8 protein-coding genes are annotated in these 15,319 nt (G+C 39.9%); 6 read left to right on the top strand and 2 right to left on the bottom strand.

Translation table 11 applies throughout. The features are described 5' to 3' along the window. Nucleotides 1–19 precede the first annotated feature (19 nt). The 3 genes from FN924_RS14350 to FN924_RS14340 all read left to right on the top strand — a co-directional run bounded on the left by FN924_RS14350 (nucleotide 20) and on the right by FN924_RS14340 (nucleotide 4,264). A complete protein-coding gene (locus FN924_RS14350) occupies nucleotides 20–1,297 on the top strand; it encodes a murein hydrolase activator EnvC family protein (protein WP_143895619.1) in 1,278 nt (425 codons plus the stop codon). Nucleotides 1,298–1,431: 134 nt separating this feature from the next. Beyond that, entirely contained in the window at nucleotides 1,432–2,922 is a 1,491-nt protein-coding gene (locus FN924_RS14345) for a S41 family peptidase (RefSeq protein WP_143895617.1), read from the top strand. Nucleotides 2,923–3,091: 169 nt separating this feature from the next. Further along, on the top strand, nucleotides 3,092–4,264 hold the full coding sequence (locus FN924_RS14340; protein ID WP_158634019.1) for a PDZ domain-containing protein: 1,173 nt from the start codon (nucleotides 3,092–3,094) through the stop codon (nucleotides 4,262–4,264). A 33-nt stretch (nucleotides 4,265–4,297) separates the two neighbouring features. Here FN924_RS14340 and FN924_RS14335 read toward each other — a convergent pair whose 3' ends face one another. Next, nucleotides 4,298–7,510 carry a DEAD/DEAH box helicase gene (locus tag FN924_RS14335; protein ID WP_143895613.1) on the bottom strand — a complete coding sequence of 1,071 codons (3,213 nt, stop codon included), beginning with the start codon at nucleotides 7,508–7,510 and terminating at the stop codon, nucleotides 4,298–4,300. Between the two features lie 242 nt (nucleotides 7,511–7,752). Here FN924_RS14335 and FN924_RS14330 point away from each other — a divergent pair, with 242 nt between their 5' ends. Then, nucleotides 7,753–9,342: a peptide chain release factor 3 gene (locus FN924_RS14330; protein ID WP_143895611.1), complete on the top strand. Its 1,590-nt coding sequence runs from the start codon at nucleotides 7,753–7,755 to the stop codon at nucleotides 9,340–9,342. A gap of 46 nt (nucleotides 9,343–9,388) precedes the next feature. Here the strand turns inward: FN924_RS14330 and FN924_RS14325 are convergent, their stop codons facing one another. Next, complete coding sequence (locus tag FN924_RS14325) at nucleotides 9,389–10,120, bottom strand: FixH family protein (RefSeq protein WP_143895609.1); 732 nt, start codon at nucleotides 10,118–10,120, stop codon at nucleotides 9,389–9,391. A gap of 282 nt (nucleotides 10,121–10,402) precedes the next feature. On the opposite strand from FN924_RS14325, the gene uvrB reads away from it, so the two are divergent. Further along, the gene (gene uvrB / locus FN924_RS14320) at nucleotides 10,403–12,385 is read left to right on the top strand and encodes an excinuclease ABC subunit UvrB (protein ID WP_143895607.1); all 1,983 of its coding nucleotides are present in this window, start codon (nucleotides 10,403–10,405) and stop codon (nucleotides 12,383–12,385) included. Between the two features lie 6 nt (nucleotides 12,386–12,391). Beyond that, complete coding sequence (gene uvrA, locus FN924_RS14315; RefSeq protein WP_143895605.1) at nucleotides 12,392–15,262, top strand: excinuclease ABC subunit UvrA; 2,871 nt, start codon at nucleotides 12,392–12,394, stop codon at nucleotides 15,260–15,262. Nucleotides 15,263–15,319: the final 57 nt, after the last annotated feature.

Below are 15,319 nucleotides of genomic sequence, written 5' to 3'. Positions count from 1 at the left end.
AAGGGAGTAAAGCGCGCAGATGAGAAAAAGTGTTCGTTCAACGATTATCCTCTCAATAGTATTACTCACAATCCTATCTAGCTACTCATCCGTTTTTGCTGAGGGTTTAAGTGATGTGAAGGATGAAATTAGTGACTTAAAAGATCAGCAAGAGGAGATTGAAAATAAGCAAGGTAGCTTAGAAAATAAGACCAATGAAACAGAAGAAAAAATTGAAGAGAACCAACAACAGCAAACGCAAGTAACGGATCAAATTGATGCAATAAATACCGAGTTAGACCAAACACAAAGAAACATTTTAGCAAAAGAGAAAGAAATTACAGATACAAACAATCAAATTACGCAATTGAATAAAGACATCGAGGATTTGAAAGAGCGAATTAAAAAGCGTGAAGCGCTTTTAAAGGATCGTCTGCGTACTTTACAACAGAGCGGTGGAAACATTTCTTACATTGAAGTGTTGTTTGGTGCGCAAAGTTTTGGGGATTTCATAAATCGTGCATCGGCTGTTACAACGATTATGAATCAGGATAAAGGAATTATAGAATCACATGCAGCAGACAAGAAGGAATTAGAAACAAAGCAGAAATCTTTAGAAGAAGAGAAAAAAGCACTTGTAAGTCAGAAACAAGAGCTAGAAAACTTAAAAGCTACACTGGACCAGCAAATGGCACAAAAAGAAAAGCTAATGGTTCAATTAGAAGAGGAAGAGCATCAGCTAGAGCATTATAAAATGTCATTAGAAGAACAGCAGGAAACGTTAGCAGCACAAGCAGCTATTATTGAAAAAGCGAAGAAACAAGCGCAGGCGGAAGCAGCCCGTTTGGAGAAGTTAGCGAAAGAGCAAGCACAGCAAAATGGTAGCACAGGTGGAGGATCTGGCGGTTCAGGTGGAGGGTTGTCTGCCGGTGGTAGTGGCATTTTTGAATGGCCAGCAACAGGACGATTATCATCGGGATTTGGTCCAAGAGGTTCTGGATACCACTTAGGGATTGATATTGCCAATAGTACAGGTACTCCAATTAAAGCTGCAGCCTCTGGAATTGTAACAAGAGCAAATTGGTCTGATAGTTACGGAAATGTTGTATATATTTATCATCCGCAGTATGATAAAACTACCGTGTATGCGCATATGTCTAGTCTTTCTGTATCTTATGGTCAATCTGTTGGTACGTTACAACCAATTGGCGCAATGGGAAATACCGGTGAATCTTATGGCAGTCACTTGCACTTTGAAGTTCATAATGGTGGATGGGACTATCATGCTGGAATTAACCCAATGTCATTCTTAAAATAAACTTCTGACATGAATTAGACAAGTTAGGCATAAAATAAACAGTAGTAAAGGCATCGCACATGGTGTGGTGCCTTTTTGTGCCATACATACAACATGAAATAGCTAGATGAAATCCTATAGTTTGAGGTGAAACCATGCATATTAAAAAGCAGTACATCGTGTTACTATTATTAGCAGCTTTGCTGCTTGGTGCTGCTGGATCTTACTTCGGTGTACAACTAGCGACATCTAATAACGGAGATGAATCGAATTCCTCCACGTCATCAGAGGAACGCTTTGTTGACTTAAGTCCAGAAGAACAGCAAGAATTTTTTAGTAACATGGAAGGCATGGGAAACATGTCGAAGGTAGCACAAGCATTTTCTCTTATAAAAGAAAGCTACTTAGAAAAAGTAGAAGACAAGCAGTTAATTGAAGGTGCTATCCAAGGAATGCTGGATACATTAGAAGATCCATATAGTGTGTTTATGGATAAGGAAACCGTAGAAGACTTTAATCACCAAATTGAGTCATCATTTGAAGGAATAGGTGCAGAGGTTAGTATGGTAGATGGGAATGTGACCATCATTGCTCCAATTAAAGACTCTCCGGCAGAAAAAGCGGGACTAAAACCAAATGATCAAATTATAACGGTAGATGGAGAAAGTCTAGAAGGTTTAGATTTATACGAAGCGGTATCGAAGATTCGAGGAGAACAAGGTTCTAAGGTAACGCTTGAAGTAAAACGTCCAGGTGTAACGGATCATCTAACAATTGAATTGACAAGAGATGATATTCCGCTAGAGACGGTTTATTCGGATACGAAAACCGTAAATGGGAAGAAGGCAGGAATCATTGAGATTACATCCTTCTCTGAGAATACTGCTAAAAGCTTCAATTCCGCTCTTGAAGAATTGGAGAGCCAGGGGATAGAAGGGCTAGTAATTGATGTGCGTGGAAATCCAGGTGGCTTACTAACAGCAGTAGAGGATATCTTAAAGAACTTTATCACAAAAGATCAACCATATGTCCAAATTGAGGACCGTGATGGAAAAAAATCGAGATACTTCTCTGAGTTAGAAGATAAAAAGGAGTATCCGATTTCTGTGTTAGTGGATGAAGGTAGTGCTTCGGCATCCGAAATTTTAGCTGGTGCAATGAAAGAAGCTGGAGGTTATGACATTGTAGGAACGAAAACCTTTGGTAAAGGTACGGTCCAACAGGCAGTCCCAATGGGGGATGGAAGCACCATCAAATTAACGATGTTCAAATGGCTAACTCCAGAAGGGAATTGGATTCATAAAAAAGGGGTAAAACCGACGTTAGAAGTAAAGCAACCAGAATATTTCTATACAAATCCAATACAGATTGAGGAACCATTGACATTTAATCATACCGACCAAAAGATAGAAAATGCTCAAATCATGCTAAAAGGCTTAGGGTTTGATCCGGGTCGTGAAGATGGATTTTTTAGTGAAGATACTGTAGAAGCAGTTGAAGCTTTCCAAGCCTCTAAAGACTTGGAAGTTACAGGAGAAATCGACCAGCAAACAGCAGATGTGTTGCAAACCAGTATTGTTGAAAAGATACGAGAAGAAGAGAACGACTTACAGAAACAGAGAGCTTTACAAGCATTATTTGAATAGATCCTAGGACCTGAGGGAGAAATTCCTCAGGTTTTTTGTTCGTCACAGTTGGCTCCAGAAATTTTCATTTCATATTAAGATAGAAATCGTAACATATAAGAAGGAATCTAATTGTCGAATAGCGAAATATTTTAAAGTGTATTTGTATCGGTTGGAAGGGGTTAATGGCATGATAGTAGATTGGTTATGGGAATTTTTAAGAGGACTAGGCAGATTTTTTTTGAATCCAGTGGTGTACTGGTTCTTTATTTGTGTCCTATTCGCTTCCAGACAGCGAATAAGAAAAGAACGGCGGTTTTTTGGAACTAAAATTTTTGATATCTTCTATGAAGTAAAACGGACAACTAGTGTATCGCTAGTTGGTGGACTGATCCTTTCCTTGCTTTCAATTGGTTTAGGAATCGTATTCAATTATTACGTGCTACTTCTTGTTTCAGTCATTACCATTCTATTATCGTTATTTCTACGTTTTTCCTTTCTATCAGCTGCATACACGTTAGGATTTAGTTACTTGATACTATTGGCCATCCAATATGTGTATGGATTAGAAACGAACTTATATATGCTAGAAGCGTTACAAAATGTGGAGCTTACAAGCTTTACAATTATCATAGGGTTTCTGCTTGCGGTTGAGGCTATGTTATTATTACGCACAGATCAGCGGGAATCCTTTCCGGAGATTATAAAGGGAAGTCGTGGAAAATGGGTGGGGCAGCACCGATTAAAAAAAGCGGCCCTCATTCCGTTTTTTGCTCTTATACCAGGTGGCTTAATAGAATCTTTTGCACCGTGGTGGCCCATCTTCTCCATTGATGGTGATACGTACGGGATTATTTTAATTCCCTTCTTGGTAGGATTTGAGCATGTTGCAAAGGGATTCTCTCCTGTCGTCACGGCCAAACAATTGGGAAACATGGTATTAATTTTAAGCTTCGTTGTCATTGGATGTGCAGTAGCTAGTTACTATTATTCCTTTATGTCTTTAGTTGCAGTTATGGTAGCGATTGTTGGACGAGAGTGGATCTCCTATCGACATCGTTTACGAGATCAACAAAAAGCACCCTATTTTGCACCAAGTTCCTCAGGTATGCTTATTTTAGGCATTATACCAAAAACACCCGCAGAAAACCTTGGGTTACTAGCAGGTGAAAAAATTGTAAAGGTGAATGGGAAATTAGTGATGACGGAACAAGAATTTTATGAAGCGTTGCATACGAGCAATGCTTCATGTCGACTAGATGTTTTAGATGATCGGGGAGAAATACGTTTCGTACAGCGAGCCATGTATCAAGGCGAGCACCACGAGCTCGGGATTGTTTTTGCGAAAGAAAGAGTGGATTGACAAAAAAAGGGAAGCTGGCCGCCAGCCTCCCTTTTACACTTTTACTTCTAATAGTTCCCGAATCTCTTCTTCTGTTAGCTTGGATAGCATTGTCTCACCCGGTTGAATAATCTGATCAACCAGCTCTCTCTTTTTCTGTTGCAGCTCATAAATCTTTTCTTCAATCGTGCCTTCTGTTATTAAGCGGATGACTTGCACGACATTCTTTTGTCCAATTCGATGTGCACGACCAGCTGCTTGTTCCTCAATCGCCGGATTCCACCATAAATCATACAAAATAACGGTATCTGCCCCAGTAAGATTTAATCCAGTTCCCCCTGCTTTTAAGGAAATCAAAAATACATCCTTTTCCCCTGTATTAAAGGTGTCAACCATGTCGACACGCTGTTGAGAGGGAGTTGATCCATCTAAATAAAAAGCTTCGATTCCAGATGTGTTAAGTCGCTCATAAATGATTTTCAACATGCTGGAGAACTGGGAGAAAATCAACGGGCGTTTCCCGTTTTCTTTCAGTTCCAATACTAGTTTCTCCAACTGTTCCAACTTACCGGATTGCCCTTCATATTGCTCTAAAAAGAGAGAGGGGTGACAGCAAATTTGACGAAGACGGGTTAGTCCAGCTAATATCTCTAATTTACCACGATTAAAGCCTTTCTCCGAAACCGTTTGGGCAATCTCTTGTTGAATTCGCTCTAGATAGGCTAAATAGATTTCCTTCTGCTCCTTAGTTAAATCAGAATACTGAACGGATTCAATCTTATCAGGCAGTTCGTGCAACACTTCCTTCTTCACACGACGTAAAATAAACGGTCTTGTGATTTTTGCTACGTAGTCTGGCTTTAGCTGTAAGAACGCTTTTTTATGTCCGAAAAGTCCAGGTGATATAGCCTGGAAAATGGACCAAAGTTCCTCAAGCGCATTTTCAATTGGTGTCCCACTTAAAGCGAATCGTTTAGTTGCGGATACTGCTCGAACTGCTTTGGCCGTTTGGGTTAAATGATTTTTAATTGCCTGAGCCTCATCTAATATCATGGAGTCAAAATGTTTTTCTTGGTAGTAGGCAATGTCCTTTCGTAACGTTGGGTAGGACGTAATGTAAATGTCTGCATTCATTTCTTCTTCTAGTAGTTTTCTGCGTTGCTCCTTACTTCCAGCTACAATCCTAACGCTGAAGCTTGGTGCGAACTTTTCTATTTCCTTCTTCCAGTTATAAAGAAGCGAAGCAGGAGTGACAATAAGATTTTTAATTGGATGCGAAGCGGCTTCTTTTTCTGATAAAAGAAAGGCAATGGTTTGAACCGTTTTTCCGAGTCCCATATCATCTGCTAATATGCCACCGAGATGATAATGAGCAAGTGTTTTAAACCATTGAAATCCAGTCTTTTGATAGTCGCGTAATTCCGCATGTAAATCTTTAGGTAGGGAAAACGATAAAAGATTTGGATGCTTTAATTGTTCTAACAACGTTTGAAAGGATTCACTGTATGCAGCCTTATCTTGTCCGAATGCATCCTCTACTTGAAAACTTCGTGCAGCAGGAACCTGTAAGGCTCCTTGTTTAATCTGCTGCTTTGAAAGCTGCAGTCGCTCTGCAAACTCACGGAATGATTCAAAGGTATCTTCCTCTAAGGAAAGTAGTGGTCCGTTTGGTAATCGATAATACCTTTTCTTTTCTACTAATGCCTGGAGGACGTAATCGATATCTGTTTTCGAGATACCAAGAATATCAAAGTGAATGTCTAGCATCCCGCTCGTCGGATTCATTTGGACAGAGGTCGACAGTGTATGCTCTCGGTCCGAGATCATTGCTTCTACACTGCTTGATAAGAAAACATCTGCCTTTTCTTGCAAGGTCTGCAACGACGATTTTAAAAAGTCATAGATGGCTTCTTGCTTAAATAAGTGAAACTGGTTGTTTAAATAGACAAACCCAGCCTCCTCCATGAGAAGCAAAACCTCTAACTCTTTAGAGTGGTTTCGTTTAATGACGGTTTCTAAACTATAGTCGTCTTGATACGGGAGCGCAACCTTACCACCATAATGAAATTCCACACGAGCTGACACTGCTTGATCAACCTCATCGATATACACCTTCGCTTGGAGTGGTGCAACTGTGATTCTTTCTTGCATCTTAGCTGTATAGGCTACCGTTCCGACCTTTTCTAATTTAGGAACAACATTCGTTAAAAAAGTAGAAACATTTTCTTTAGAAATGGGATGTGCAAAGCTAGTTCGATAGGGCAACAAGCTGTATATTTGATTCATGATTACTTTTTGCTCCTCATTTAAACGAAAGAAAGTACCATTTGAAAATAATAACCCGTAGCTTTCGAAGTATTGGTATTTCGCAATATTAGAAATATCCAGATAAAAAATATCGTTTTGATCAGAATCTAGCTTAAAAGATAAAGCTGCACCTTGATTAGTTATCTTTATTTGATCGTATTCTTCTTCTGTACTTGCTTTAAAGGTTAATGGCCTTGTTGCTAGCCTTGTTAAAAATGTCTCCGTGATGCTAGGAGATAAAAATAGACTGCGTTTATCAAGCACAGGTTCCGTTGCATAGTTTGTAGAAAATAAGGATTCATTATCATAAGATAGAAGCAAGTCACGAATCAATGCTTGGTCTTGTTCATCAAATGAATGCTTATCTGCATTATAAGTGAAAGATTGAGTTAATTTGTATGCTTGCTTATTTCGATATGCTTGCAGAAATTCACGAATGTTTTTTACTTGATATAACTTATTCTCTCCAATGGAGAGTTGGACTTCGAGGAGCAATTTTGAATTATAAGGATGCTGTTTGCTTGCCAACTGATACGCAATCGAAAGTGGATGTTTTTCTTTTGCTTCGATATGGGTCGCATTTAAAGCATCTATAAGTCGTGTCGAGAAGCTATCATTTTTATATAATATCGGCTGTTCATCATCCTTTGGTGGATGGTTCATAACTTTTTGTGCAGATTCGTGGCTAATCGCCAAAAGCACAGCTGCAATATGCTTACAGGTGTAATGGGTGGCATAGGCTGGACAATCGCAGCTAGCTTCTAAATCATCATGTTCAAAAAAGAAGACGCGCACGCTATAGGTTTCCGTACCACGCACTTGCCCCCGCCAGCTATTGATGGATGGATTATAGTGTAAGCCAAAGACTCTCCCTTTTTGAAAATAGTCATAGCCTCGTTTATAAAAACGGTCACCAGTAATTCGAACGATGTCTTGTTTATCTAAAAAGTAAGATCGCATGTTTTTCGTCCCCTGTAATGAAAAAGTTTATCCTTTTATTATATCATCTTTTGCAACCTCATAGATGCTGAAGAATTGCATTTCATCGGTTAATTGTCGTCTTCATATGGTTGATTTATTATGCTAATCATGCTATGTTTTGATGGTGAAATCAGGTAAAGGAGCAATCATCCAATGTAAAAATCCCTTATAACAGCAAGGTGAACGAAAACAAAATATAGAAATGAATGGAAGGGATTCGTATGTCGATAAAGGATGAAGTGTTAAAACGCAAAACCTTTGCAATTATCTCGCACCCGGATGCGGGGAAAACAACCTTAACAGAAAAACTATTATTATTCGGAAACTTAATCCGATCAGCAGGAACCGTTAAAGGGAAAAAATCAGGGAAGTTTGCGACATCGGATTGGATGGAGATTGAAAAGCAACGTGGGATTTCCGTAACATCCAGTGTAATGAATTTTCCTTATAAAGGGTTTCAAGTCAATATTTTGGATACACCTGGCCACGAGGACTTTAGTGAAGATACGTATCGTACACTAACTGCAGTAGACTGTGTGGTCATGATTATAGATGCAACAAAAGGGATTGAAGCACAAACGTTAAAGCTATTTAAAGTATGCCGTATGAGAGGCGTTCCGATTTTTACGTTTATTAATAAATTGGACCGTGAAGGTAGAGAACCGTTAGATTTGTTAGAAGAAATTGAAAATGAATTGAACATTGAAACATATCCGATGAATTGGCCGGTAGGAATGGGAAAACGTTTTTTAGGAATCTTTGATCGTTACAATGAGCAATTTGTTCAATTCAACGGAAATGAAGAGGAAACATATATTCCTTACGCAGATTTAGATAAGCCAGAGCATGCTAATCTTGTCCAGAATCCTACGTTTGTAGAAACGAAGGATGAATTAGCGTTGGTAGATGAAGCGGGTAATGAGTTTTCTCTAGATGCTGTATTAAAGGGGGAGCTTACACCAGTTTTCTTTGGTAGTGCATTAGCACCTTTTGGAGTGCAAACCTTCTTTGATACGTTTATCTCGATGGCACCAGCACCAACTCCGCGTAAAACGACAGAAGGGGTCATGAGTCCGGATAACCCAGAATTCTCAGGATTTGTCTTTAAAATTCAAGCAAACATGAATCCGGCACATCGTGATCGAATTGCATTCTTACGCGTTTGTTCAGGTAAATTTGAACGGGGAATGAGTGTAAAGCTTGCTCGGACAGATAAACCGATTAAGCTTTCCCAGTCTCAGCAATTTGTTGCATCCTCACGTGATACAATAGAAGAAGCATTTGCTGGGGATATCATTGGAATTTATGATCCGAATGCTTATCGAATTGGTGATACCTTAATTGAAGGAAAAGAGAGCTTTGAGTTTGATGAGCTTCCACAATTCCCGCCTGAGCTTTTCAAAAAAGTAACGGCGAAAAACGTGATGAAAGCAAAGCAATTCAAAAAAGGAATTGAGCAGCTTGTACAAGAAGGAGCTATTCAACTGTTTAAAGACTTTCGCACAGAATCTTACATTATTGGAGCGGTCGGACAGCTGCAATATGAAGTGTTCGAATATCGTATGAAAAACGAATATAATGTGGATATTATGTTTGAATCGATAGGGGAGCGGATTCCTCGTTGGTTAAAAGCAGATCAAGTAGATCCAAATTTATTTGATGAGCGAAACCTTCTCGTTCGGGATAGAGAGGGAGAGGCGGTCGTGTTATTTAAAAACGATTTCTCCTTACGTTGGTTCATCGATAAACATCCGAAAGTAGAGCTCATCGATTTGTTTGAAGTGAATCAGTATGATCAGAGTTATAGTTAAGTAAAGGAAAAGCATGGATAGATAAATCCATGCTTTTTCTAATATCCTATTTTACTTCAACTTGGACTTCACTATGGTCGTGTGCATCTCCTTTTTTGTAGTGAATCGTAATGGTGGCTTGCCCGGAACTTTTAAAAGTATAAACTCCTTGATAGCCTTTGTCCGTTTCCTCTAAGTCTACCCATGCATGTGTTTCATTGTCTGGAGTAGCGATTTCTAAGGAAACATTCGCACCTGTTATACGTTTTTCTCCTTGCGATGCTTCTACGGTAAAGGTTGCTTCTTCGTTTGCTGTATATTCGTTTTCACTAAGTTGAAGGCTAACCGAATTGGTTTCGGAGGAACTATGATCATGTCCTTCTTTATGCGCTGTTTCCTCTGAATTTCCATCTCCTGTAATGCTAATCTCTTTTATTGGCATCGTATGTAACCCACGAGCTGTAACATGAGATTGAACGGAAAAGCTTCCAGGGCTATCAAAGGTATAAGTAGCGACGTATGCGTCTTCCTCTAACGAAGCGGTCACTTTCTCACTTGCCTCTTTGTTATCAGTTGGCCATATTTCAAAGACAACCTCTTCTGCATCTGTAACGGTTTCTTCCCCTTGGGTAACTTCTACTTGTAAAGAAACCTTTTCCCCTGTTATTCCTTCTTTAGGAACTTGTAGATTTGCCTCTATCATTTCTACTTCAGCAGGTTCATTTGATGGTTCGGATCCATTGTCTCCACAAGCACTAAGAACGAGTGCAAGCATCATAAAGGAGATAACTTTTTTCATAATTAGGTTTTACATCCTTTCTAAAAAGCTAATTCTAATAGAATAACTGTTATTTTTTTCTATTAAAAGTATAGACATAGAAGCTCAGAAATAACAATGAATGGGATGTGGAGATTTTGTGAATAATTGCAGCAATCATTTTACTAAACGTTTAAACGGAAACATGATAGTCTATGACAATAGATATCCAAATACAGAAAAACGAATGTTTGTTCTCATTTTTGTAGATTTTCTTTTATATTGTGGTAAACTATCCTTAGAACAAAGAACGGAGGTTGCATCGTGACAGAAAAGTTTTCCTTAGTATCTCAATACAGTCCACAAGGAGATCAGCCAGTTGCTATCCAGAAACTTGTAGAAGGAATTAGGAGTGGTCAGCGTCATCAAACACTTCTCGGTGCAACGGGAACGGGTAAAACCTTTACGGTATCGAATATGGTAAAGGAAATTAATCGACCAACCTTGGTCATTGCCCACAACAAGACACTAGCTGGTCAGCTTTATAGTGAATTCAAAGAGTTTTTTCCGAACAATGCAGTAGAGTATTTTGTCAGCTATTACGATTACTATCAACCAGAGGCGTATGTTCCGCAAACAGATACGTTCATTGAAAAAGACGCGAGCATTAATGACGAAATTGATAAGCTACGACACTCCGCAACGTCTTCTCTATTTGAACGAAATGATGTGTTAGTCGTAGCCAGTGTATCTTGTATTTACGGCTTAGGTTCTCCTGAAGAATATAGAAGCCAAGTGCTCTCCCTAAGACTCGGTATGGAAAAAGATCGCGATGAACTATTACGCAATCTAGTGGATATTCAATATGCCCGAAATGATATCGATTTCCAACGTGGTACGTTCCGTGTTCGTGGAGATTCAGTGGAAATTATTCCTGCATCTCGGGAAGAGCACTGTGTTCGTGTGGAGTTTTTTGGAGATGAGATTGATCGAATTCGAGAAGTAGATGCGCTAACTGGAGAAATAATTGGTGATAGAGAGCATATTGCAATATTTCCGGCTTCTCACTTCGTTACTCGGGAAGAAAAATTAAAAGTAGCGATAAAAAATATAGAACAAGAATTACAAGAACGATTAAAAGAGCTACGAGATCAAAACAAACTACTTGAGGCACAGCGTTTGGAACAACGAACAAATTATGATTTAGAAATGATGAATGAAATGGGATTTTGTTCTGGTATCGAGAACTATTCGAGACATTTAACGTTCCGTGAGCCTGGAGCAACTCCATACACTTTACTCGATTATTTTCCGGACGACTTTGTTATTGTCATTGATGAGTCACACGTAACGCTTCCTCAAATAAGAGGGATGTACAACGGAGACCAGGCTCGTAAGCAAGTGTTGGTCGATCACGGGTTTCGTTTGCCTTCTGCCATGGATAACCGCCCATTGCGATTTGAGGAATTTGAGCAAAAGGCAAAACAAATGGTCTACGTATCCGCAACACCTGGTCCTTATGAATTAGAGCATACACCGAAAATGGTCGAACAAATTATTCGTCCAACAGGTCTCTTAGATCCAGAAGTGGATATTCGTCCGATTGAGGGTCAAATTGATGATCTAATTGGAGAAATCAACAAACGTGTAGATAGAAATGAACGGGTTCTTGTTACAACATTAACGAAGAAAATGTCCGAGGATTTAACGGATTACTTAAAAGAAGTTGGCATCAAGGTTGCTTACTTACACTCTGAAATTAAAACATTGGAGCGTATTGAAGTGATTCGGGATTTAAGAGTCGGGAAATATGATGTACTTGTCGGAATTAATCTACTAAGAGAAGGCCTTGATATTCCAGAGGTCTCATTAGTAACGATTCTAGACGCGGATAAAGAAGGCTTCCTGCGCTCGGAACGATCCCTTATTCAAACGATGGGGCGGGCTGCTCGGAACGAAAACGGTAAGGTTATTATGTATGCAGATAAAATAACCGATTCGATGCAAAAAGCAATTGAAGAGACGCAACGTCGTCGGGAAAAACAAATTGCGTATAACGAAGAGCATGGGATTACACCGCAAACGATCAAGAAGGAAGTACGTGATGTCATTCGTGCGACGATGGTTGCTGAAAATACCGAAGAATATAACGGGGAAAAGCCAAGTGTAGCGAAGTTGTCCAAAAAAGAAAAAGACAAGTTAATCGAAAAGATGGAAAAAGAAATGAAGCAAGCTGCACGAGATTTGAATTTCGAGAAAGCGGCCGAGCTTCGTGATCTTGTGCTGGAACTGAAAGCGGAAGGGTGAAACGGAATGGCTAAAAAGTCAATCGTAGTATTAGGTGCAAGAGCTCACAATTTAAAGAATATTGACGTAGAGATTCCAAAGGATAAGCTCGTTGTCCTAACCGGCTTGTCTGGTTCAGGGAAGTCATCATTAGCGTTTGACACCATTTATGCGGAAGGACAGAGACGGTACGTAGAGTCCTTGTCCGCCTATGCAAGACAGTTCCTCGGACAAATGGATAAACCGGATGTAGATGCGATAGAAGGGTTGTCTCCCGCAATCTCGATTGATCAAAAAACAACGAGTCGAAATCCACGATCTACAGTAGGAACAGTAACCGAGATTTATGATTACTTACGACTTTTATTCGCGCGTATCGGTCGACCGACGTGTCCAAATCATGGCGTTGAAATTGCATCACAAACGGTCCAACAAATGGTGGATCGAATCATGGAATATCCAGAGCGAACAAAGCTGCAAATCTTAGCCCCAGTTGTGTCTGGAAGAAAAGGTGAGCATGTCAAGGTACTAGAAAGCCTGAAGCAAGAAGGATATGTCCGAGTCCGTGTTGACGGAGAGATGTTGGAAGTAACGGACGACATTCAACTGGAAAAGAACAAGAAGCACTCTATTGAAGTGGTTATCGACCGTATCGTCGTAAAAGAAGGGGTGACAAGTCGCCTTTCGGATTCGATTGAATCCGCTCTCCGTCTTGGGGAAGGAAATGTAATTGTCGATGTGATTGGAGAAGAGGAGCTCTTATTTAGTGAACATCACGCATGTCCAATCTGTGGCTTCTCGATTGGAGAATTAGAACCAAGACTGTTTTCCTTTAACAGTCCCTTCGGAGCTTGTGAACGGTGTGATGGCTTAGGTACACAATTGGAAGTAGACTTAGATTTAGTCATCCCAGATTGGGATGCTACATTACGTGAAGGAGCAATTGTGGCTTGGGAGCCTACAAGCTCCCAATATTATCCGAAGCTATTAGAAAGTGTGTGCACGCATTACGGAATTGATATGGATATACCGGTGAAGAATATTCCTAAAGATCAAATGGACAAGATCTTATATGGTAGTGGAAAGGATAAAATCTTTTTCCGTTATGAGAATGATTTTGGTGCGATTCGTGAGAATGATATTTTCTTTGAAGGTGTAATTGCGAACATCGCTCGTAGATATAAAGAAACGACATCTGATTTCATCCGGGAACAGATGGAAAAATATATGGCACAAAAGCCTTGTCCACAATGTGATGGGTATCGTTTAAAACAGGAGGCAATGGCAGTGTTAATTAATGGTCGCCATATTGGAAAAGTGACCGAGCTGTCTGTTTCTGATGCGAATGCCTTTTTTAGCAGCTTAGAGTTAACCGAAAAAGAGATTCAAATTGCAAACATGATTCTAAAAGAAATTAACGATCGCCTGTTATTCCTAAATAACGTTGGACTAGAGTACCTCACACTGTCTCGTGCAGCCGGTACATTGTCAGGCGGGGAAGCACAACGAATACGATTAGCGACACAAATCGGCTCTGCGTTGACTGGTGTTTTATATGTGCTAGATGAACCATCTATTGGGTTACACCAACGAGACAATGATAGGCTCATAGGTACGTTACAGCGAATGAGAGATTTAGGAAATACACTTATCGTCGTGGAGCATGATGAAGATACCATGCTCGCAGCGGACTGGCTTATCGATATCGGTCCTGGTGCGGGAGAGCACGGTGGACAAATTGTAGCAAGTGGTACACCGAAGCAAGTTATGAAAAACAAGAAGTCATTAACTGGTGAATATTTATCCGGGAAAAAATTCATCCCACTTCCGATTGAGCGTAGAAAACCGTCTAAGAAATTCATCGAGATAGTTGGAGCAGAGCAGAATAACTTAAAAGATGTCAACGTGAAAATTCCTATTGGTTTGTTAACGACCATTACAGGCGTTTCAGGCTCTGGTAAGAGTACATTGATTAATGAAATTTTGCATAAGTCCCTAGCCATGCAGCTACAAAGAAGTAAGCAAAAGCCTGGGAAGCATAAACAAATCAAAGGATTGAAGCATTTAGAAAAAGTAATTGATATTGATCAATCTCCAATTGGTCGAACTCCTCGTTCCAATCCGGCTACTTATACAGGAGCATTTGATGATATTCGAGATGTGTTTGCCCAAACGAATGAAGCAAAGGTAAGAGGATATAAGAAAGGGCGCTTTAGCTTTAACGTTAAAGGTGGCCGTTGCGAAGCGTGTCGTGGAGACGGCATTATAAAAATTGAAATGCATTTCCTCCCAGATGTTTATGTCCCTTGTGAGGTATGTCATGGAAAGCGGTATAACCGGGAAACACTGGAAGTGAAGTATAAAGGGAAAAATATAGCGGATGTACTCGATTTGACGATTGAGGAAGCACTTCAGTTTTTTGCTAATATTCCTAAGATTAAACGTAAGCTTCAAACAATTGTGGATGTAGGACTTGGGTATATCCGATTAGGTCAACCTGCTACGACGCTATCCGGAGGGGAAGCGCAACGGGTTAAGCTTGCAAGTGAACTACATCGTCGTTCCAATGGAAAAACACTTTATATTCTGGATGAACCAACGACAGGATTGCACGTGGATGACATTGCCCGCTTACTAGTTGTTCTTCAAAAATTAGTAGAGAATGGGGACACGGTTGTCATCATTGAACACAATTTAGATGTGATTAAAGCAGCTGATTACATTATTGATTTAGGTCCTGAAGGCGGGGATAAGGGTGGACAAATTATTGCGACTGGGACTCCAGAGGAAGTCGCGGAGACCAGTGGTTCCTATACCGGAAAATATTTGAAACCTATCTTAGAGCGTGATCGTACTCGTATGGAGAGTGTCATAGAGAAAAGAGAAGCTGTGAAATAATAAGTTGAAAGACTGGTATCGTAAACAAGATATCAGTCTTTTTATATCGAAAGGTAG

Source organism: Radiobacillus deserti (genome assembly GCF_007301515.1).
Taxonomy (GTDB): Bacteria; Bacillota; Bacilli; order Bacillales; family Amphibacillaceae; genus Radiobacillus; species Radiobacillus deserti.
The sequence above is the reverse complement of the archived record's forward strand: the minus strand, read 5'-3'. Positions and strand labels throughout refer to the sequence as shown.